Here is a 20825-nt window from a genome sequence, read left to right as displayed (position 1 = left end):
CAAAACGGCAAGTTACCCTTGTTTTATCACGTCCTCACCCAAATATCATTCTCTACGCTTGCGGATTGACGCACCGCCATAAATAATTTCCTTGTGGCACCGGTCTCATGGCCACAACGGTAAGTCCATGAAAAACATTCTCAACCTGGCCCTGTGCGACCCAAAGGATTAGTTTGAATATTGATACACGCGAAATCACCTTAGAGCCCGCTGACAATCAACGCCTGTTAAGCCTCTGCGGCCCGTTCGACGATAATATCAGGCAACTTGAGCGCCGCCTGGGGATCGAAATCAACCGCCGTGATAATGCTTTTAAGCTGGTGGGCAAAACGCTGATTATTGATTCCGTCGCCCACATCCTTCGCAATCTGTATGTCGAAACCGCGCCGGTGCGGGGAACTATTTCAGATATCGATCCCGAGCAGATCCACCTTGCAATCAAAGAGAGTCGAGTTCTGGAGCAAACCGCGGACAGCGTTCCTGAATATGGCAAAACCGTAAATATTAAAACCAAACGTGGCATGATTAAACCGCGTACGCCGAATCAGGCACAGTATGTTGCTCATATTCTCGATCATGACATCACCTTTGGTATCGGACCCGCTGGCACGGGAAAAACCTATCTTGCCGTCGCCGCTGCGATAGATGCGCTGGAACGCCAGGAAGTGCGCCGCATCCTGTTGACTCGCCCGGCAGTTGAAGCCGGCGAAAAGCTGGGTTTTTTACCCGGCGATCTCAGCCAAAAAGTCGATCCCTACCTGCGCCCACTGTATGACGCCCTGTTTGAAATGCTTGGTTTTGAACGCGTGGAGAAACTGATTGAACGCAACGTCATTGAGGTCGCCCCGCTGGCCTATATGCGCGGCCGTACGCTCAACGATGCGTTCATCATCCTTGATGAAAGTCAGAACACCACCATTGAACAAATGAAGATGTTTCTGACGCGTATCGGTTTTAACTCAAAGGCGGTTATTACCGGTGACGTCACGCAAACAGACTTGCCGCGCAATCTTAAATCAGGCCTGCGCCACGCTATCGAAGTGCTTTCTGAAGTAGAAGAATTAAGCTTTAATTTCTTCCATAGTGAAGACGTCGTGCGCCACCCTGTGGTTGCGCGCGTGGTTATCGCCTATGAAATCTGGGAAGCCGCTGACAAGAAACGCCGGGCGGCTGCAGCTGAACAACGTAAACATGAAACACTGGCAATACAGTCTGCTATGCCGAAGGAGTCCGAATGAGTAATGTAATCCTGGATCTCCAGCTGGCCTGTGAACCACTGGAGGGCCTGCCCACTGAATCTGAATTTCACCACTGGCTGGAAGCCGTGCTACCTCAGTTCCAAGAGGAGAGCGAAGTGACGATCAGGATAGTGGACGAGACTGAAAGCCAGCAGTTAAATCACACCTACCGCGGTAAAGATAAACCTACCAACGTGCTCTCTTTTCCCTTTGAAGCCCCTCCAGGCATAGCGTTACCGCTGCTTGGTGATCTGGTCATCTGCCGCCAGGTTGTCGAGCAGGAAGCAGGAGAACAGGAGAAACCACTGCTGGCCCACTGGGCACATATGGTTGTTCACGGTAGCCTGCATCTGTTGGGATATGACCATATCGAAGACGATGAAGCAGAAGAGATGGAGTCGATAGAGACAGAGATAATGCTTGCTCTTGGTTATGACGACCCGTACATTTCGGAGAAAGCATTATCCTGAGCAGCGAACCTGCTCTTTACCCCCTGTTCTGCCTTCACGGTGAACAGGAATTTTAATTATGACGATGAGCGACTAAATAATAACGCCATGAGCGATGACCATCCACAGAACAACGATACTCCCGGTACTAAAAAGGGATTTTTCACCCTTATCCTCAACCAGCTTTTTCACGGTGAGCCTAAGAACCGTGACGATCTTCTGGAGTTAATCCGCGACTCAGAGCAAAAAGATCTGATTGACCCGGACACTCGCGACATGCTTGAAGGCGTCATGGATATTGCTGAACAGCGGGTGCGCGATATCATGATCCCCCGTTCACAAATGGTCACATTGAAGCGAAACCAAACGCTGGAAGCCTGTCTGGATACCATTATCGAGTCTGCCCATTCGCGTTTTCCGGTGATCAGCGAAGATAAAGACCACGTTGAGGGTATTTTGATGGCGAAGGATCTACTGCCCTTTATGAGCAGTACCTCTGCGCCTTTTAGTATTGAAAAAGTGCTGCGCCCTGCGGTGGTGGTACCAGAAAGTAAACGTGTTGACCGCATGCTGAAGGAGTTTCGCTCTCAGCGGTATCATATGGCTATCGTCATAGATGAGTTTGGCGGTGTGTCTGGTCTTGTGACCATCGAAGATATTCTTGAGCTGATCGTGGGCGAAATTGAGGACGAATATGATGATGAAGAAGATCGCGATATTCGTCAGCTGAATCGTCACACCTATACCATCCGTGCGCTGACGCCAGTCGAAGACTTCAATGACGTGTTCGGTACCCACTTTAGTGACGAAGAAGTCGATACTATTGGTGGTCTGGTTATGCAGGCATTTGGCCACCTGCCCGCCAGAGGAGAAAGTATCGGGATCGATGGCTATCAGTTCAAAGTCGCGATGTCTGACAGCCGACGTATTATACAGGTCCATGTCAGAATACCGGAAAACTCGCCACAACCGATTTTGGAAGAATAATCCCTGATGGCCATTGCCTCTCTGTATCAGCGCCAGCGAGTTCGCCTGCTATTAGCGCTACTCACGGGTGCCGCTGGCACCCTGGCTTTTTCACCCTATGATTTCTGGCCGGCTGCGCTGATTTCGCTTTTTGGGCTGCTGGCTTTACCCCTGAATCGTTCCACACGCCAGGCAACCGCTATCGGGTTCGTTTGGGGCTTTGGCCTGTTTGGCACTGGCGTTAACTGGGTCTACGTCAGTATTGCCACCTTCGGCGGGATGCCTACTGAGGTAAATGTATTTCTGGTGATGCTGCTTGCAGCCTACCTGTCGCTATTTACCATGCTGTTTACTGCGCTGCTTAACCGTTTATTTCCGCAAACATCGCTGATACGTCTTGTGGTCGCGGCCCCGGCGCTGTGGCAGTTTACTGAGTTTTTACGCGGATGGATTCTGACCGGTTTTCCCTGGCTACAGTTTGGCTACAGCCAGATTGATGGCCCACTAAAAGGACTGGGGGCGATTACCGGTGTTGAAGGCATCACCTATGTTTTAGTGATGGTATGCGGCCTCGCTGTTTTTGCAGCGGCCAGGCGAAACTGGGTTGCTGGCGTTGCTGCCCTGGCATTGCTACTACTACCATGGCCGCTTCGCCAGATCGGTTGGTATCACCCGCAGCCAGAGCGCGAAGTTAAGGTCGCACTGGTTCAGGGTAATATCCCGCAGTCAATGAAGTGGGACCCTGAACAGTTGCTTAATACGCTACGTACTTACAGTGCCCTCAGTCGCCCTTACACCGGAAAGGCACAGCTGGTTATCTGGCCTGAGTCGGCTATATCAGATTTGGAAACCAATCAGCAGTCCTTCCTGAAGTCACTGGATGAAGCCTTACGCGCCAGCGGGACCGGACTGGTTACCGGTATCGTTGATTCGAGGCTGGAAAATAATCGCTATCACGATTACAACTCCATCATCGTGTTGGGGGGTGACGAACCCTACGACCACAACAGCAACAATCGTTATCAGAAAAACCACCTGGTGCCTTTTGGCGAATTTGTACCCCTGGAAAGTTTGTTACGCCCGTTGGCACCTTTCTTTGATTTGCCAATGTCCTCTTTCAGCAGGGGAGCTTATATTCAGCCACAGCTTAAGGTCGCTGGTTATAACCTGACCGCCGCAATCTGTTATGAAATAGTGCTGGGCCAGCAGGTGCGGGATAACTTTCGTTCTGATACCGACTTTTTGCTGACTATCTCCAACGATGCCTGGTTTGGTCATTCCATCGGACCGTGGCAACATTTCCAGATGGCGCGCATGCGAGCACTGGAACTGGGACGCCCGCTGTTGCGCGGAACCAATAACGGCGTGACTGCGGTGGTGAATGCTGATGGCAATGCAAAAGAGATGATCCCACAGTTTAAAACCGATGTTCTGGCAGCACACGTCATACCCACCAAGGGGATGACTCCGTATGCGCGTTTCGGAAACTGGCCGGTGTGGATAATCACCATACTTTGTGGCGTGACGGCGATATTCAGCCGTCTGTATCAACGCCGATAACGTTATTAAAAACGCCGGTATTTCACCACTGGCGTTTTTAATCCGTTCATTCCAGGCACCTGTTACCTGTCAGCATCACTGCGAGTGATATTTTCATTAGGGCATAAATGCCTGCCGATGAAACTGGTCGTTGCCACATTCCGGGCAGCGCGTAAGCGTTTCAGGCGTGTAAATCGCTCGGGTAAACTGGCATTTTTCACACACCAGATTACCCAGTCCCACAACTTCACCACTCTGATAGACACCGTGATGGTTCAGATCCTGGAAAACTTCACGCCACTCCAGCTGGCTTTTATCCGTAATATCAGCCAGCTCTTTCCATACGCTTTCACGAATGATGCGCATAAAAACACTACCGTCGCTGTCACTCTGATTTTCCGTATAGCTCCGGGCAAACTCTTCCAGATCGCGGCGTACCGCCCTGGCAACATCGTCAATCTGATGACGAGTCAGCTCACCGCGGTTATTCATACGTTGGCGGGCATTTTCCACCAGTGCATCAATATCGTGCTCCCCTTGATTAATTCTTTCAGTCAGCGAAGACACTAATTCCCGGTAATACTGAGCAACCTTGTTCATTATTCCTCCGGCAGCAGCCTGTTGATCACATTTTTAGTTTAGCGCCTGCCACGCCAGGACGAAGCGATAACGATGAATTTTGCCAGTTACCTTACAGCCTGCAGAGAAATGCCTGTCGACAGGCCGGATACAGTTGTTGCGCCGGGGCGGGATCAGCTATGCTATGCCGATCTGAACGAATGTTTAAAGTTTACAAAGGACCACTGGCTGCCATGCAAGAGCAATACCGCCCGGAAGAGATAGAATCCCAGGTTCAACAACACTGGGACCAGAAGCAAACGTTTAAAGTCGTCGAAGAGGAAGGAAAAGAGAAGTACTACTGCCTCTCCATGCTACCCTATCCTTCTGGCCGCCTACATATGGGCCATGTCCGTAACTACACCATCGGTGACGTCATCTCTCGCTATCAGCGAATGCTGGGTAAAAATGTATTGCAGCCAATTGGCTGGGATGCGTTTGGCTTGCCCGCAGAAGGTGCAGCGGTAAAAAACAAGACGGCCCCAGCACCCTGGACCTACGACAATATTGCTTATATGAAGAACCAGCTAAAACTGCTGGGCTTTGGCTATGACTGGAGCCGGGAACTGGCAACCTGTCAGCCAGAGTATTATCGCTGGGAACAATGGTTTTTTACCCGGCTCTATGAAAAAGGTCTGGTTTACAAAAAAACGTCTGCGGTCAACTGGTGCCCAAATGACCAGACCGTTCTGGCCAATGAACAGGTCATAGAAGGATGCTGCTGGCGCTGTGACAGTAAAGTTGAGCGCAAAGAAATTCCACAGTGGTTTATCAAAATCACCGCCTATGCCGATGAGTTGCTGAACGATTTGGATACGCTGGAAAACTGGCCAGAACAGGTCAAGACCATGCAGCGTAACTGGATAGGCCGTTCTGAGGGTGTAGAAATCACCTTTAACATAGCTGACAGCCATGAAACGCTGACCGTTTATACCACTCGCCCGGATACCTTTATGGGGGCAACTTGCCTGGCGGTCGCAGCAGGACATCATCTGGCCGCTCAGGCGTCTGCCAGCAACCCTGCGCTGGCAGACTTTATCGCTGAATGTCGTAATACCAAGGTGGCTGAAGCGGACATGGCCACCATGGAGAAAAAAGGCGTGGCGACAGGCGTGTTTGCCGTTCATCCACTGAGCGGTGAAAAGCTGCCGGTATGGGTTGCTAACTTTGTACTGATGGAATACGGCACCGGTGCTGTTATGGCCGTCCCCGGCCACGATCAGCGCGACTGGGAGTTCGCCACAAAATATGCATTGCCCGTCGTCCCTGTCATTCTTAATGCCGATGGCAGTGAACCAGACCTGCGTGAATCAGCCATGACCGAAAAAGGGACGCTGTTCAACTCAGGTGAATTCGACGGCCTGTCTTATGAGGATGGTTTTAATGCGATTGCTAGCAAACTGGCCGAACAGGGTGCTGGTGAACGCAAGGTTAACTACCGCCTGCGCGACTGGGGCGTGTCGCGTCAGCGCTACTGGGGTGCTCCCATCCCGATGGTGACGCTGGAAGATGGCACCGTGATGCCAACGCCAGAGGATCAGCTACCAGTGATTCTGCCAGAAGATGTGGTGATGGATGGCATTAACAGTCCAATTAAAGCCGATCCTGAATGGGCGAAAACCACAGTAAACGGACAGCCTGCACTGCGTGAGACGGATACCTTTGACACATTTATGGAATCATCCTGGTATTACGCGCGCTACACCTGCACGGGTTTTGATAAGGGTATGCTCGACCCGGCAGCCGCGAACTACTGGCTGCCGGTCGACCAGTATGTAGGCGGCATTGAACACGCCATCATGCATTTGCTTTACTTCCGTTTCTTCCACAAGCTGCTGCGGGACGCTGGCCTGGTTAACTCAAGCGAGCCGGCCAAACGCCTGTTGTGTCAGGGTATGGTGCTGGCCGATGCCTTTTACTATCAGGGCTTAAATGGTGAACGTAACTGGGTTTCTCCGGTTGATGTGACCGTTGAACGCGATGAGAAAGGTCGAATCATTAAGGCCACCGATGCGACCGGACACGAACTGATTTATGCCGGCATGAGCAAGATGTCCAAGTCGAAAAATAACGGCATCGACCCACAGGTCATGGTTGAACGCTACGGCGCGGATACGGTGCGGTTGTTTATGATGTTTGCCTCTCCGGCAGAAATGACGCTGGAATGGCAGGAGTCAGGCGTTGAAGGCGCTAACCGCTTCCTGAAGCGCGTGTGGAGGCTGGTTTTTGAGCATACTGATAAAGGTGAAACTGTCGCCCTTAACATCGCCACGCTCAATGAAGATCAGAAAGCGTTGCGCCGCGATCTGCATAAAACCATTGCTAAAGTCTCTGACGATATTGGCCGTCGTCAGACTTTCAATACCGCCATCGCAGCCATTATGGAACTGATGAACAAACTGACGCGCGCCTCCCAGGAGAGCGAGCAGGATCGCGCACTGATGCAGGAAGCACTGCTGGCGGTCGTGCGCATGCTTTACCCCTTCACGCCACATGCAAGCTTTGTACTGTGGCAGGCGCTGGGCGGCAACGGCGATGCTGATAATGCAGCATGGCCAGAAACCGACGAAACCGCCCTTGTTGAAGATTCTGTGCTGGTAGTGGTTCAGGTTAATGGTAAGGTACGTGGCAAAATTACCGTTGCAGCAGACAGTACGCAGGAGCAGGTTCAGGCTCGGGCTGCACAGGAGCACCTGGTCGCCAAATATCTTGCTGGCGTCACCATCCGCAAAGTGATTTACGTACCCGGCAAATTGCTGAACCTGGTCGTGGGCTGATGTCAGGAGGAAATGTGCGACACCCGATAATGTTATTGCTGGTCAGTATGGCGGTGTTGATCACCGCAGGGTGTGGTTTTCATTTACGCGGGACCAGCTCGGTCCCTCCTGAAATGAAAACCCTGATTGTCGATTCCGGCGATCCTTACGGACCACTGGCACGCGCAGTACGTGAAGAGTTACGTCTTAACAACGTGACCATTCTTGATAAACCCGGTTTGCGTAAAGACCTGCCGTCACTGCGTTTGGGAACAGAAACCCAGCATCAGGATACGGCAACCATTTTCCAAGATGGAAAAACCGCCGAGTATTCACTAATGATGACCGTCAATGCACAGGTGCTGGTGCCAAATAAGGGCATCTATCCCATCAGCACAACGGTGTACCGGGCATTTTTCGACAACCCACTCGCTGCACTGGCAAAAGACTCGGAACAGTCGATTATTGTTAGTGAAATGCGCACACAGGCAGCGCAGCAGCTGGTTCGTAAACTGCTTACAGTGCATATCGCGGAGAACGATACCTCGGTCAATACGCTGAGTTCAACGCCCGCCGCACCTGACGTTATCTCTCCACGCTCCGCAATACCGGGCACTTCTTACGCCAAATGATCAGAACCTATCCTGAACAACTGAGTGCACAGCTTAACGAAGGGTTACGCACCTGTTATCTCTTTACCGGTAACGAACCTTTTTTGTTGCAGGAATGCCAGGCTGCTGTGCGTTTAGCCGCACGACCACAGGGATTTGCCGAGCATTTCACTAGTGAGATCGACGCGAATACCGACTGGCAGTCAATCTTCGCCACCTGCCAGTCCTTAAGTCTGTTTGCCAGTCGCCAAATAATGACCCTGTCATTTTCCGAAAACGGCCCTAATGCCGCGATGGCAGAACAGCTAACAACCCTTTCAACTCTGCTACACAGTGATATTTTGCTCATGCTGTGCCTGCCCAAACTCAGCAAAGCACAGGAAAACAGCGCCTGGTTTAAAACACTTAGTCTGAATGCTGTGCAGGTGCCGTGCCAGACGCCGGAGAAAGCCCAGCTGCCTCGCTGGATTTCAGCAAGAGCAAAAAGTATGAAGCTCTCACTGGACGATGCCGCTATTCAGTTACTTTGCTACTGCTACGAGGGCAATCTGTTAGCCCTGGCTCAGGCTCTGGAACGCCTTTCGCTGCTCTGGCCTGACGGCAAACTGACCCTACCGCGCGTAGAGCAGGCGGTAAACGATGCTGCACATTTTTCGCCATTTCATTGGGTTGATGCACTTCTGGCAGGAAAAAGTAAACGGTCACAACATATTCTGCGACAGCTACGGTCTGAGGATTGCGAACCGATTATTTTAATGCGTACGCTTCAGCGAGAATTGATGTTGTTACTGACCCTTCAGCGACAAATGAATAACGCTCCACTGCGCACACTGTTTGATCAACACCGCGTCTGGCAAAATCGGCGGCCGCTGTTCAGCGAAGCACTGCAACGCCTCTCAGCAAAGCAAGTAACTCAATCGATTCATCTGCTGGCACAGACGGAAATCAGCCTCAAGAAGGATTATGGTCAGAATATCTGGCCGGAACTGGAGACGCTGACATTATTGCTGTGCAGTTCCTTAGTTACGGCAGGATTTAACCATGCCTGAAAACAGCAGCCAGATAGAGGCATTGTTTGGCGGCACCTTTGATCCTGTTCATTATGGACATCTGAAACCCGTTAAAATGCTGGCCACGCAGGTTGATCTGCAAAAAATAACGCTGATGCCAAACAATATTCCACCTCATCGCACTCAACCCATTGCCTCGCCCGCGCAACGAGTAAAAATGCTGGAGCTTGCCATTTCCGGCGATGCACTGTTTGATATCGATTTGCGCGAAATGCAGCGTAACACCCCCTCCTATACTCTCGAAACGCTTATCGCATTGAGGAAAGAACGAGGCGAGCAGCAGCCTCTGGGGTTTATTATCGGGCAGGATTCCTTGCTCAACCTCCACAGGTGGTACCGCTGGCAGGAGTTACTTTATTATTGCCATTTGCTCGTTCTGAAACGTCCAGGATGTTCTGATCAGATGCCCACACCGGCGCTGGATAACTGGCTGCAATCGCATCAAACTACGGACATCCCCCGTTTGCACCAGTCGCCTTCAGGCTGCATTTTTTTAGCCGAAACGTCCCTGCTCCCAATTTCTGCAACGGAAATACGCGCACGCCGTCATGCAGGTCTTCCTTGTGATGACTTACTCCCTGATAACGTTATTGACTGGATTAATCAACAGAATTTATATTCAGCCACACCAGAGTAATGACCAATAAAAATCCTGGTTCTTAATCAGTCAGTTAGCTTCCCTCAAACAATTAGCAGAGACGATTAATTTAATTTCAATCATACTTAATAAAAAACTGATTAACCAATAGCATCTACCTTATTTATACCTATCGGAAAATAAAAAACAAACTTTAGCGACTGATAACACAATAAACACCTACAGATAAGCCATCATAAAACAATAAGCTATATTTTCTAAATTTCGATAACAATGATAGCAGATTATTATTTCCTCAATCTGTAACTGAGAATGGCACTGAATGTTTTCTGTAAAAAACCACCTGCATAGCAGGTGCCATTGATTTCGCCCCACAGGGGCGCACTAAGTCCAGACTCAGAGAGCCTTCCCTTCACACTTCTTTCAGTGGAAGCTGGCTTTCTTCAACTTCATGTTTTTCCTGATGCTTCACGTACTTTCTTATCATTTCTTCGTTTGTACCTACGGTATCGACACAATAACCTCTTGCCCAAAAATCATTCCCCACTGCTTGTTCTTACGCAAGCAGGGAAATTTACTGAACAATCGAAGGGCTGTTTTACCCTTTAAGTCGCCTGTTACATGGGAAATCGAAAGCCATGGAGGCACTTTTACCCGCAAACGGACATGGTCTTTCTGGACATTCAGCTCCACTACTTCTATCCCGGGCTGCTCACCTGAGATCCTTATCTGCTTACAGACCTCTTTACCAACATTGTTCCTGAGGATGCGAAACCGGTACCTGGGTGTGCATACGATATGATATTGACAACACCAGAGCACATGAGATGCTTTCTGGAATCTGCTCATGGTTAAATCCCTGGCAGTTATGGGGATAACAGATTCGGATTTTCCCATGAGTAGCATGACTGGCAGAGCCAACTTATTGCTGACCACCTCCACAGGAGGTGGTGTTCATGCAGGGATAAATATCACTCAGTGATGATATATAAAATAATCACCACCCGCTTTTTAAACATTATTGATTTACTAACTTTTTCAAAAAATCAAAGAATCTCTTCGCACCCCACCTGCAAGTGCAACACGCTAATAAGTTAAATCGGTATTGTTAACTGTGGGGATAGCAAACTGTAGATGCGGAAAATTTAACATGAAGAAAGAAAAGATGATGGTAAAAAGGCGGCTTCTGGTTGGCTGTATTGCGCTGTTTTTTGATGCCTTTGCTCACGAATTATATAATCCACAACAGAGTTACCCGGCAGGCTCCTGTCTACCCTTGACGGTAAAACTTATATCGCTAAATGATGAGTTTCAGCAGGGCAACGCCCTGATAAAGTTGTCGCAAACCCGTGTGATTCACCGTGGGAGCAGGCCAGTGACAGCGCTGCCCCAGGTGTGACGCCAGCGCCGGAGATCATACCAGAGCCGGAAGTCAAACCTTCAGATCACCCTCCTTATATCGCAGGCACCGCGTATAAATCAGGTGATATTATCAGTAATGCGGGCAGCAATTTTATCTGCAAAGAAGGCGTTGCGGCATAGTGTAACGGCAGCTCCCTCGCCTATGAACCTGGAGTTGGTCACAGTTGGGAATCCGCATGGCCCGTTTATCATGACAGCAGTGATGGAGGTCAGGGCTGCCAACCAGAAGCGGTAATGACTCTACCGCAAAGTGAACTTGATCAAACAGAAGCAAAGCTAACCAGCGGCGGTTTAATGGGTGAAGTAAAAGTATTGATTGCCACGCTTGATAACGCCACCGTTGAAAAAATCACGGCTGGGTCGTCAACTAATCCAGAGAATGTACGGAGAGTGGAAAATATCATCGACGCCCAACGTTGGGAGCATCTCTTCCCTCAGCGCAATCCCACCTAGACTTATAATAGTTTCCTCAAGACCGTCGGTAAATTTCCTTATATCTGTGGCAGCTATCGCGACAGGCGCGATGCCGACCAAATCTGTCGCAAAACGCTGGCCACAATGTTTGCCCATTTTGCCCAGGAAACTGGCGAACATAATGTACACAGTGATGTTCCTGAATGGCGACAGGGGTTGCATTGAGTTCGTGAAATGGGCCAGGCTGAAGGACAGCCAAATGGTTACAATGGCGAATGTAATCCCGATACCTGGCAGGGCAAAGCCTGGCCTTGCGGAAAAGACCGCCAGGGATGCTATCTGAGCTATTTCGGGCGTGGTGCAAAACAGCTTAGTTATAATTACAACCACGGCCCTTTCTCGGAAGCAATGTCTGGCGATGTAAGCGTCCTGCCCAACAAAACCGGGCTGGACTTAATTAATCTTGCCAGCGCAATCTTTTTCTATGTTTATCCGCAACCGCACAAACCCAGCATGCAGTTTGTCATTGATGGCACCTGGCAGCCTAATTTATATGATAATGCAGATGGTCTGGTTCCGAGCTTTGGCGTCACCACACAAATTATTAATGGTGATATGGAAGGTAGCGACAGCGTTGAAATTGCCCAGTCATTGAACCGTATCAAATATTACGAAACCTTCGCCAAAGAGTTAAATGTGCCTGTTTCACCAGAAGAAGTGCCGGGTTGTAAAAATATGAAACAGTTTTCAGAAGGTGGGGCTGGTTCATTACCTATCTATTGGGAACAAATCTGGGACTATAACCAGAACAACCCCGGAGGAAAAAGCTACGCCTGCCAGCTGGTGAGTTATCAGACACCTTTTACCGCATTTAAGAAAGGGGACTATACCCAGTGCGTTAAAGAGCACTTTCCTGATTTAGTTATCACCGATAAGTAACCGGCAGCAGTGGGGGAAATAATGCCTCCACCGCATTTTCAGGATAAATAAAATTCACCACAATTTATGCTTATGTTTAATGAGGAAGTCACCGGGCTTAAAGCGCGGTAGCCGCGTTATATCCACAGTTTTTTGCCGTCATATCGCGCTGTCGTGTACTCTTCTTACCGCTTTAAGTTTCTCAGCGATGCAGGCTTGCCTGACGTCTCGAGTATGAGACTGGCTGCCTGGGAACGCTGGTTAAAAAATAATGCGATTAGCTGGTTCAGCAAACCCCGTCACAAGGATCTCACGCAAGCCCAGGCATTTTTATCCTGTTCACTATCACCCTGCACATCATTGACACCGATCTTAAGGCTGTTATGCTTCGCTGCCGCGCGTTTTACATCATCGATGATGATGACATTGCGTGAAAAATACTGACAAAACATTTCGGCAAAGCTCGCGAAAAAGACAAGTGTAGATGGGAAAATGCTTCGCCAGCCCGAAAGTTGTCTGAAACGTTTTGGGGGCTTTGCTAAAGAAGTACAGTGGGTGCATCATTTGAAATCTGTCTGAAGATAAATCAGGATGTTTAAGTGCTCAGGTAAAATCAATGGTGCCCCCTGTACAAACTGCGAACAAAGCCGCTTAAGGCTATAATTTATTGAAATCAATTATTAAAAAAAGGTGAACCTTTTGCAAGGACAAACACTCCAAGACTTCGTTATCGACAAAATCGGCGACCTGAAAGGGCAGGATATTATTTCTGTTAATGTTCAGGGCAAATCCAGTATTACTGACTGCATGATTATCTGTACCGGCACGTCAACCCGCCACGTAGCGTCTATTGCCGACCACGTTGTACAGGCGTCACGTGCAGCTGGTTTGAAAGCGATGCCAGTTGACAGCAGGATTTCAACGGATTGGGTCGTGGTTGATCTTGGAGACGTCATTGTTCACGTTATGCAAGAAGAGAGCCGTCGTTTGTACGAACTCGAAAAACTCTGGAGCTGATGCGTGAAATTGCAGCTGGTTGCTGTCGGCACCAAAATGCCAGATTGGATAAGCACCGGATTTGTGGAATATCTTCGCCGTTTTCCCAAAGATATGCCGCTGGAACTGACCGAAGTGCCCGCCGGTAAACGTGGTAAAAATGCGGACATCAAACGTATTCTTGAAAAAGAAGGCGACCTGATGTTGAGCGCGGTTGGCAAAGGCAACCATATTGTGACGCTGGATATTCCGGGTCAGTCATGGGAAACACCACAGCTTGCCTGTCAGCTTGAGCGCTGGAAACAGGACGGGCGTGATGTGAGTTTACTGATTGGTGGTCCGGAAGGTCTCTCTCCCGCCTGCAAAGCGGCTGCCGAACAAAGCTGGTCACTCTCTGCACTCACGCTCCCTCACCCGCTGGTCCGTGTGCTGGTGGCAGAGAGTCTCTATCGGGCCTGGAGCATCACATCAAACCATCCCTATCATCGTGAATAACCCAAGAACAACCGGATACCCTGAAGCAGCGGATGAAATTACAGCGCAACTTTTTTCGTGACTACACTGCCGAACAAACACTGTTTGTTCGGCGGGCGCTCGTCGCCTTTCTGGGCATTTTTCTCCTCTCCGCAATTCTGGTGGTCAATTTGTACCACCTGCAAATTGTCCGCTATGACGACTATACCACCCGCTCAAATGTTAACCGTATTAAGCTGGTTCCTGTTGCGCCAAATCGTGGCATCATTTATGATCGAAACGGTATTGCGCTGGCAATGAACCGTACCATTTATAAAGTTGAGCTGGTGCCGGAAAAGGTAGAAAACCTCGAAAGAACCCTGCTGGCATTGCAGCCAATTGTCAATTTAAGCGATGAAGACCTCATCGCATTTGAAAAAGAACGTAAGCGCTCCCGTCGTTTCACCTCGATTACAGTCAAAACAGGACTGAAAGAAGAAGAGGTTGCCCGTTTTGCCGTTAACCAGTACGCCTTTCCTGGCGTAGAAGTTAAGGGGTATCAGCGCCGCTATTATCCTTATAATTCTGCGCTTACCCACATTCTGGGTTATGTTTCAAAGATTAATGATCGTGATATTGCGCGTCTGAATAAAGAGGGCAAACTACCCGATTACGCAGCAACCCACGATATTGGCAAGCTGGGTATTGAGCGCTATTACGAAGATATTCTGCACGGTAAACCGGGCTATGAAGAAGTTGAAGTGAACAACCGGGGCCGGGTGATTCGCCAGTTGCATGAACGACCTCCTCAGGCAGGCCAGGATATCTGGCTTACCATTGATCTGGAACTACAGCAGTACATTGAAACGCTGCTGGCAGGAAGTCGTGCCGCAGTGGTCGTCACCGATCCCCGTAACGGCGATATTTTAGCAATGGTTTCCATGCCCAGCTACGACCCGAATCTTTTTATCGACGGTATTAGTAGCAAAGGTTATAACGCGCTGCTTAACGATCCGAATCGCCCGCTGATTAATCGCGCCACCCAAGGAGCTTACCCTCCGGCCTCAACGGTAAAACCTTACATTGCCGTCTCTGCCCTCTCTGCCGGTGTGATTAACAAAAATACCAGCCTGTTCGATCCGGGATGGTGGCAGTTGCCCGGCACGGAGAAACACTATCGCGACTGGAAACATTGGGGACACGGGCGACTGGATGTAACAAAATCACTTGAAGAGTCCGCTGATACCTTCTTCTATCAAGTTGCCTATGATATGGGTATTGATCGTCTGGCTGAATGGATGAGCAAATTTGGCTATGGTCAGCTTTCTGGCGTCGATCTCCTTGAGGAAACACCGGGCAATATGCCTACGCGAAAATGGAAGATGAAACGCTTTAAGAAACCGTGGTATCAGGGCGATACCATTCCGGTAGGCATTGGACAGGGCTACTGGACAGCAACACCACTCCAAATGAATAAAGCAATGATGATCCTGATTAACAACGGCATTATTAAAACGCCGCACTTGATGGCTTCAACGCGGGTCAATAATGTAAAAGTGCCCTGGCAACAACCCGAATCGGCGCAGGTAGCAGATATTGACTCAGGTTACTGGGAAATCGCTAAAAATGGCATGTATGGCGTTGCGCATCGGCCAAACGGCACCGCGCGTAAAAGCTTTTCAGACGCATCTTACAAAATTGGCGCAAAATCAGGAACCGCGCAGGTGTTTGGCCTGAAAGCCAATGAAACTTATAACGCACATAAGGTGGCTGAACACCTTCGCGACCATAAGCTTATGACCGCATATGCCCCTTTCGATAATCCTCATGTGGCGGTAAGTATTATCCTCGAAAACGGCGGTGCCGGACCAGCGGTGGGCACAATAACACGTCAAATTCTCGACCATATTATACTTGGGGATAATAATACCAATCTGCCAGATACGACCCCCTTACCCTCTGGCTATGAAGGCGAATAATCATGAATGACCGTCATCAGAAGCGCACTATCTGGACCCGAATTCATGTCGATCCACCTTTTTTTATTCTTATTACGGCCCTGCTGGTCTACAGCTCGTTGGTGATATGGAGCGCCAGCGGTCAGGATCCGGGAATGATGGAACGCAAGCTAGGACAAATTGCGATGGGCACCGTCGTGATGCTGGTTATGGCACAGATACCACCCAGGGTTTATGAAGGCTGGGCGCCTATTATGTATATTTTTTGCGTCATATTACTGATTGCGGTGGATGCATTTGGACATATCAGTAAAGGGGCGCAACGCTGGCTTGATTTGGGCGTGGTACGTTTTCAGCCATCTGAAATAGCTAAAATTGCCGTCCCGCTGATGGTTGCTCGCTTTATTAATCGCGATGTTTGCCCTCCAACATTGAAAAATACCGCCATCGCGCTGGTGCTCATTTTTATGCCAACGCTCCTGGTGGCTGCACAGCCGGATTTAGGCACCGCAATACTGATCGCTGCCAGCGGATTGTTTGTGTTATTCCTCTCCGGCATGAGCTGGAAATTGATTACTATCGCCCTGCTGCTGGTTGCCGCTTTTATTCCGATCCTGTGGTTCTTTTTGATGCATGATTATCAACGTAACCGCGTCATGATGCTGCTCGATCCGGAAACCGATCCGCTGGGTGCTGGCTACCATATTATCCAGTCAAAAATTGCTATTGGTTCAGGCGGTCTGCGCGGTAAGGGGTGGCTCCATGGCACGCAGTCGCAGCTCGAATTTCTGCCTGAGCGTCATACCGATTTTATCTTTGCAGTGCTGGCTGAAGAGCTGGGGTTAGTCGGGGTGCTGGTGCTACTGGGCTTATATATTTTGCTGATTATGCGCGGGCTGATGATGGCGGCTCGCGCACAGACCACTTTTGGTCGCGTCATGGCCGGCGGATTAATGCTGATCTTTTTTATCTATGTTTTTGTAAATATTGGTATGGTAAGCGGTATCCTGCCAGTCGTGGGTGTTCCACTGCCACTGGTCAGCTATGGCGGCTCCGCCCTGATTGTGCTTATGGCCGGGTTTGGCATAATCATGTCCATTCATACCCACCGAAAACTGTTATCAAAAAGCGTTTGAGAGGCTTTAACATGCGTAAGGATTGGCTCTGGATTAGTCTGGCTGCAGCCCTGCTGACAGCCTGTAGTACCACTGAACAACAGATGCCTGCCCCTCAACAACCGGCTTACAATGGCCCGGTGGTGGAGATTGGCGGCGTGGAACCGCGCTACGAACCGCCTGCTGCGGGGGCCAATCAAGACTACAGCGTTAATGGCAAAAAGTACCGTATTGTAAAAGAACCCTCGAACTTCAGCGAAACCGGCCTGGCAACCTGGTACGGTGATGAGGCCAAAGGCAATCGAACCGCTTCGGGTGAGCAATTTGATCCAGAAGCGCTGACAGCTGCCCATCCAACCCTGCCAATTCCTGGCTATGTTCGTGTTACCAATCTGGCCAATGGCCGTCAGCTGGTCGTTCGCATTAACGATCGTGGGCCTTACACCGCAGGCCGGGTAATCGATTTGTCTAAAGCCGCAGGCGACCGCCTGAATATCTCCAACAATACCCGGGTGAAAGTCGACTACATCAGCGTGGCACCTGATGGCTCGCTGTCCGGTCCTGGCACTATCGGTACGCGCGTTGCTAAACAGAGTTACGCTCTGCCACCGCGCCCTGATATTGGCGGCGGCATGGTGGTCATGGGCGCTGGCGCAGCGTCAGGTGCACAAAGCGTGCCCGCCCAGCAGGAAGAAGCGGAATCACACCCTATCGATAACCGCAGCCTCAGCAATGAAAACAATATGGGAGCGCCAGTCAATCGCAATGGTTTCCTGGGCGCACCGCAGCCCCTGCGTAACGGGGTGCTTGAAGGCAGTGAGTCGGTAGCGGCAGCAACCGCAACAGAGTCACAGGAGGTGCATCCCGCAGCAGTAGCGGTTTCCCCTGCCACAGCGCCAGCCTCACGCGCCACACCAGGCGGCACCAGCTGGGCAGTACAGGTTGGCGCAGTCAGCGATCCTGCGCGCGCTCGGCAGTTGCTTAACACATTAAGTAAAAAATTTGGTGTGTCTGGTACGGTGGAAAACCACAACAATGTCTACCGCGTGCAACTGGGACACTTCAGCTCTCGTCAGCAAGCCAGCGTACTGCAACAACGTCTGTCCAGTGAAGTAAATCAGTCGTCATTTATTACGGCCGCTTCCGACAAAATGTAGCGTTTTTCTGGCAGCCCGCCTCAACGGACAGATTGTTAATCTGCGGCTGTTAAAGAGGGATGCCGGATAACCCTGATTTTGCTATAGTGGCTCACTTTTCTAACCTAACCACGGATGCTGTCGTCCTGAACATGAACACTCTCACCTCTTCCTTACCGCTCAAACGCCTGATGGCAGCTTCCGTCATTGCCTTCAGTCTGACAACGCTCGCTTACGCCGATGACGTTAACATTAAAACGATGATCCCGGGTGTTCCTGACATTGATGCTGAAGCCTATGTGCTAATCGATTACAACTCTGGCAAAGTGCTGGCTGAGAAAAATGCCGACGCCCGTCGCGATCCCGCCAGCCTGACCAAAATGATGACCAGTTATGTTATTGGCCAGGCCGTCAAAGCAGGAAAAATTCACCAGGAAGATATGGTGACCGTGGGTAAAGACGCATGGGCTACCGGTAACCCTGTATTCAAAGGCTCGTCGCTGATGTTTCTCAAGCCAGGGGATCGCGTATCTGTATCGCAGTTAACGCGCGGCATTGTATTGCAATCTGGAAACGATGCCTGTGTTGCAATGGCCGATTATGTCGCCGGTAGCCAGGATGCTTTTGTTGGCCTGATGAACAACTATGTTAAAGCCATTGGCCTGAAAAACACGCATTTCCAAACCGTTCATGGCCTGGATGCTGACGGACAATACAGTTCAGCACGCGATATGGCACTGATTGGCCAGGCCTTAATCCGCGATGTACCGGACGAATACGCTGTTTATAAAGAGAAAGAGTTCACCTTTAATAATATTCGCCAGCTCAATCGCAATGGCCTTTTATGGGATACCAGTTTGCAGGTGGATGGTATTAAAACCGGCCACACTGACGCCGCAGGTTATAATCTGGTGGCCTCCGCTACCGAAGGTCAGATGCGCCTGATTTCAGCAGTAATGGGCGGACACACCTATAAAGGTCGTGAAACGGAGAGTAAAAAGTTACTCACGTGGGGGTTCCGCTTCTTTGAAACCGTGGCACCGCTAAAAGCTGGTAAAGAATTTGCTTCTGAACCTGCCTGGTTTGGTAATAGTGATCGTGTACAGCTGGGTGTTGAAAAGGATCTTTACCTGACGATTCCACGTGGAAGAATGAAGGATCTTAAAGCCAGCTATACCCTCACCAATACCGAACTCCATGCGCCGCTGGCTAAAAATCAGGTTGTCGGGTCCATTAATTTCCAGCTGGATGGTAAAACCATCGAGCAACATCCGCTGGTGGTGCTCAATGAAGTGCAGGAAGGTGGCTTCTTCGGTCGCATCGTTGATTACATCAAACTCATGTTCCATCACTGGTTTGGTTAATCCCGGTGTGGATCGGCCTGTCGCAACCGCGCTGGCTTGATTTCGTTCTGAATCGACTCCATATTGTGTTGATGTCCAGGCTCCCGCTGCGGCGGGAGTTTTGTTTTAGCGTTACCGGAGAACTTATGAAAACCAATCTTAAAGAACTGCTCGAATTTCCAACACCATTTACTTATAAAGTAATGGGGCTGGCACAACCAGAGCTGGTTGATCAGGTGGTGGAGGTGGTTCAACGTCACGCGCCGGGCGACTACTCTCCAGACGTGAAGCCCAGTAGCAAAGGAAATTACCATTCCGTTTCAATCACTATAACCGCCACCCACATTGAACAGGTTGAAACGCTTTATGAAGAACTGGGTAATATTGAAATTGTGCGCATGGTTCTGTAGCTTTTCTGGCGAGCAACGTCATTCGATTTACCCCAAAGTTTAGCGCTCAATTCATTTTCATCTTTCAGCGGACTGCACGTTTTGAACCAGGATACCCTACTAATCCGTCAGTTAGATATACAGCCCTGGGTCAGCATTTCCCGGGCTATGCATATTTTTACCGACAATCGTGACGAGCAAACATCTGATGAAATTTGGCTGGTTGAGCATCCTGCCGTCTTTACACAGGGCCAGGCGGGTAAAGCAGAGCATCTGTTGATGACCGGGGATATTCCGGTAATGCAGAGCGACAGGGGGGGGCAGGTAACCTATCACGGACCAGGTCAGCAGGTGATGTATGTCCTGATTGATATCCGCCGTCGAAAAATTGGCGTTCGTGAACTGGTCACCGCTATTGAGCAAACGGTTGTTAACACGCTGGCCCATTTCGATATTGTGGCCGTAGCCAGACCAGATGCACCGGGTGTTTACGTCGATAGCAGGAAGATCTGTTCGTTGGGGTTGAGAATACGTCGCGGATGTTCATTTCATGGACTGGCTTTGAATGTTGCCATGGATCTCTCGCCATTTCTTCGCATCAACCCCTGCGGCTATGCCGGTATGGAGATGACCCAGATCAGCGTGTTGAGACCCGGCACCCAACCAGCCGATGTGCGGCCACTACTGGTGAATAATTTCGCCCGGGGGCTGCAAATTAGCGATGTAATCTGGCAGACCGAATCCGCCCTTCCTGAAAGCTATTACACCTGTTAGTTTACAACCACGTCACATTTTATCTTGCGGGCTGGCTGCAACCCGGCAACAGCAGTGATATA

17 protein-coding genes and 2 pseudogenes are annotated in these 20825 nt (G+C 50.0%); 17 read left to right on the top strand and 2 right to left on the bottom strand.

Annotated elements, in window-relative coordinates; translation table 11 throughout:
* The first annotated feature begins 173 nt into the window (after window positions 1–173).
* The 4 genes from LU633_RS08765 to lnt all read left to right on the top strand — a co-directional run bounded on the left by LU633_RS08765 (window position 174) and on the right by lnt (window position 4213).
* Window positions 174–1238 carry a PhoH family protein gene (locus LU633_RS08765; RefSeq protein ID WP_016191921.1) on the top strand — a complete coding sequence of 355 codons (1065 nt, stop codon included), beginning with the start codon at window positions 174–176 and terminating at the stop codon, window positions 1236–1238.
* Complete coding sequence (gene ybeY / locus LU633_RS08760) at window positions 1235–1708, top strand: rRNA maturation RNase YbeY (RefSeq protein ID WP_016191920.1); 474 nt, start codon at window positions 1235–1237, stop codon at window positions 1706–1708. The genes LU633_RS08765 and ybeY overlap by 4 nt, the downstream gene beginning before the upstream one ends.
* Window positions 1709–1795: 87 nt before the next feature.
* Window positions 1796–2674 (top strand): CNNM family magnesium/cobalt transport protein CorC, encoded by an 879-nt coding sequence (gene corC, locus LU633_RS08755; RefSeq protein WP_016191919.1) that lies wholly within the window; start codon window positions 1796–1798, stop codon window positions 2672–2674.
* Between the two features lie 6 nt (window positions 2675–2680).
* Window positions 2681–4213: an apolipoprotein N-acyltransferase gene (lnt, locus tag LU633_RS08750; protein ID WP_016191918.1), complete on the top strand. Its 1533-nt coding sequence runs from the start codon at window positions 2681–2683 to the stop codon at window positions 4211–4213.
* Between the two features lie 96 nt (window positions 4214–4309).
* On the opposite strand, the gene LU633_RS08745 is transcribed toward lnt, so the two are convergent.
* Window positions 4310–4792 carry a zinc ribbon-containing protein gene (locus LU633_RS08745; protein ID WP_016191917.1) on the bottom strand — a complete coding sequence of 161 codons (483 nt, stop codon included), beginning with the start codon at window positions 4790–4792 and terminating at the stop codon, window positions 4310–4312.
* Window positions 4793–5004: 212 nt separating this feature from the next.
* Between LU633_RS08745 and leuS the strand changes: the two genes are divergently transcribed.
* The 4 genes from leuS to nadD are packed head-to-tail and all read left to right on the top strand — an operon-like array spanning window position 5005 to window position 9884.
* The gene (gene leuS, locus LU633_RS08740) at window positions 5005–7587 is read left to right on the top strand and encodes a leucine--tRNA ligase (protein WP_016191916.1); all 2583 of its coding nucleotides are present in this window, start codon (window positions 5005–5007) and stop codon (window positions 7585–7587) included.
* A gap of 14 nt (window positions 7588–7601) precedes the next feature.
* Complete coding sequence (gene lptE / locus LU633_RS08735; protein ID WP_040465706.1) at window positions 7602–8198, top strand: LPS assembly lipoprotein LptE; 597 nt, start codon at window positions 7602–7604, stop codon at window positions 8196–8198.
* Window positions 8195–9226 carry a DNA polymerase III subunit delta gene (gene holA / locus LU633_RS08730; protein ID WP_016191914.1) on the top strand — a complete coding sequence of 344 codons (1032 nt, stop codon included), beginning with the start codon at window positions 8195–8197 and terminating at the stop codon, window positions 9224–9226. The genes lptE and holA overlap by 4 nt, the downstream gene beginning before the upstream one ends.
* Window positions 9219–9884, top strand: a complete 666-nt coding sequence (gene nadD, locus LU633_RS08725) for a nicotinate-nucleotide adenylyltransferase (protein WP_016191913.1) — start codon at window positions 9219–9221, stop codon at window positions 9882–9884. The genes holA and nadD overlap by 8 nt, the downstream gene beginning before the upstream one ends.
* A 373-nt stretch (window positions 9885–10257) precedes the next feature.
* Here the strand turns inward: nadD and tnpA are convergent.
* Window positions 10258–10694, bottom strand: a pseudogene (tnpA, locus tag LU633_RS08720) (IS200/IS605 family transposase).
* An 810-nt stretch (window positions 10695–11504) separates the two neighbouring features.
* Between tnpA and LU633_RS08715 the strand changes: the two are divergent.
* The 9 genes and pseudogenes from LU633_RS08715 to lipB form a co-directional block, all read left to right on the top strand.
* Window positions 11505–12614 (top strand): annotated as a pseudogene (locus tag LU633_RS08715) (chitinase); the annotation flags it as partial.
* A 684-nt stretch (window positions 12615–13298) separates the two neighbouring features.
* Window positions 13299–13616 carry a ribosome silencing factor gene (rsfS, locus tag LU633_RS08710; RefSeq protein WP_016191906.1) on the top strand — a complete coding sequence of 106 codons (318 nt, stop codon included), beginning with the start codon at window positions 13299–13301 and terminating at the stop codon, window positions 13614–13616.
* A gap of 3 nt (window positions 13617–13619) precedes the next feature.
* Window positions 13620–14090 (top strand): 23S rRNA (pseudouridine(1915)-N(3))-methyltransferase RlmH, encoded by a 471-nt coding sequence (gene rlmH / locus LU633_RS08705; protein WP_016191905.1) that lies wholly within the window; start codon window positions 13620–13622, stop codon window positions 14088–14090.
* Between the two features lie 32 nt (window positions 14091–14122).
* Window positions 14123–16027, top strand: a complete 1905-nt coding sequence (mrdA, locus tag LU633_RS08700) for a peptidoglycan DD-transpeptidase MrdA (RefSeq protein ID WP_016191904.1) — start codon at window positions 14123–14125, stop codon at window positions 16025–16027.
* Window positions 16028–16029: 2 nt separating this feature from the next.
* Window positions 16030–17142 carry a peptidoglycan glycosyltransferase MrdB gene (gene mrdB / locus LU633_RS08695; protein ID WP_016191903.1) on the top strand — a complete coding sequence of 371 codons (1113 nt, stop codon included), beginning with the start codon at window positions 16030–16032 and terminating at the stop codon, window positions 17140–17142.
* Window positions 17143–17153: 11 nt separating this feature from the next.
* Entirely contained in the window at window positions 17154–18278 is a 1125-nt protein-coding gene (gene rlpA, locus LU633_RS08690) for an endolytic peptidoglycan transglycosylase RlpA (protein ID WP_016191902.1), read from the top strand.
* Window positions 18279–18409: 131 nt separating this feature from the next.
* Window positions 18410–19621, top strand: a complete 1212-nt coding sequence (dacA, locus tag LU633_RS08685; protein ID WP_016191901.1) for a D-alanyl-D-alanine carboxypeptidase DacA — start codon at window positions 18410–18412, stop codon at window positions 19619–19621.
* A 125-nt stretch (window positions 19622–19746) separates the two neighbouring features.
* Window positions 19747–20010, top strand: coding sequence for a DUF493 family protein YbeD (ybeD, locus tag LU633_RS08680; RefSeq protein WP_016191900.1), 264 nt, complete (start codon window positions 19747–19749; stop codon window positions 20008–20010).
* Between the two features lie 81 nt (window positions 20011–20091).
* Window positions 20092–20763, top strand: a complete 672-nt coding sequence (gene lipB / locus LU633_RS08675) for a lipoyl(octanoyl) transferase LipB (RefSeq protein ID WP_040465705.1) — start codon at window positions 20092–20094, stop codon at window positions 20761–20763.
* Window positions 20764–20825 lie beyond the last annotated feature (62 nt).

The sequence above is a fragment of the Erwinia tracheiphila genome (assembly GCF_021365465.1).
In the GTDB taxonomy this organism is placed as follows: Bacteria; Pseudomonadota; Gammaproteobacteria; order Enterobacterales; family Enterobacteriaceae; genus Erwinia; species Erwinia tracheiphila.
The sequence above is the reverse complement of the archived record's forward strand: the minus strand, read 5'-3'. Positions and strand labels throughout refer to the sequence as shown.

What these genes read in the sequence shown, in the direction of transcription:
- ybeY (WP_016191920.1), top strand. Translation starts at nt 1,235, where the DNA reads ATGAGTAATGTAATCCTGGATCTCCAGCTGGCCTGTGAACCACTGGAG.
- corC (WP_016191919.1), top strand. Translation starts at nt 1,796, where the DNA reads ATGAGCGATGACCATCCACAGAACAACGATACTCCCGGTACTAAAAAG.
- lnt (WP_016191918.1), top strand. Translation starts at nt 2,681, where the DNA reads ATGGCCATTGCCTCTCTGTATCAGCGCCAGCGAGTTCGCCTGCTATTA.
- LU633_RS08745 (WP_016191917.1), bottom strand. Translation starts at nt 4,792, where the DNA reads ATGAACAAGGTTGCTCAGTATTACCGGGAATTAGTGTCTTCGCTGACT.
- leuS (WP_016191916.1), top strand. Translation starts at nt 5,005, where the DNA reads ATGCAAGAGCAATACCGCCCGGAAGAGATAGAATCCCAGGTTCAACAA.
- holA (WP_016191914.1), top strand. Translation starts at nt 8,195, where the DNA reads ATGATCAGAACCTATCCTGAACAACTGAGTGCACAGCTTAACGAAGGG.
- nadD (WP_016191913.1), top strand. Translation starts at nt 9,219, where the DNA reads ATGCCTGAAAACAGCAGCCAGATAGAGGCATTGTTTGGCGGCACCTTT.
- mrdA (WP_016191904.1), top strand. Translation starts at nt 14,123, where the DNA reads ATGAAATTACAGCGCAACTTTTTTCGTGACTACACTGCCGAACAAACA.
- mrdB (WP_016191903.1), top strand. Translation starts at nt 16,030, where the DNA reads ATGAATGACCGTCATCAGAAGCGCACTATCTGGACCCGAATTCATGTC.
- rlpA (WP_016191902.1), top strand. Translation starts at nt 17,154, where the DNA reads ATGCGTAAGGATTGGCTCTGGATTAGTCTGGCTGCAGCCCTGCTGACA.
- dacA (WP_016191901.1), top strand. Translation starts at nt 18,410, where the DNA reads ATGAACACTCTCACCTCTTCCTTACCGCTCAAACGCCTGATGGCAGCT.
- ybeD (WP_016191900.1), top strand. Translation starts at nt 19,747, where the DNA reads ATGAAAACCAATCTTAAAGAACTGCTCGAATTTCCAACACCATTTACT.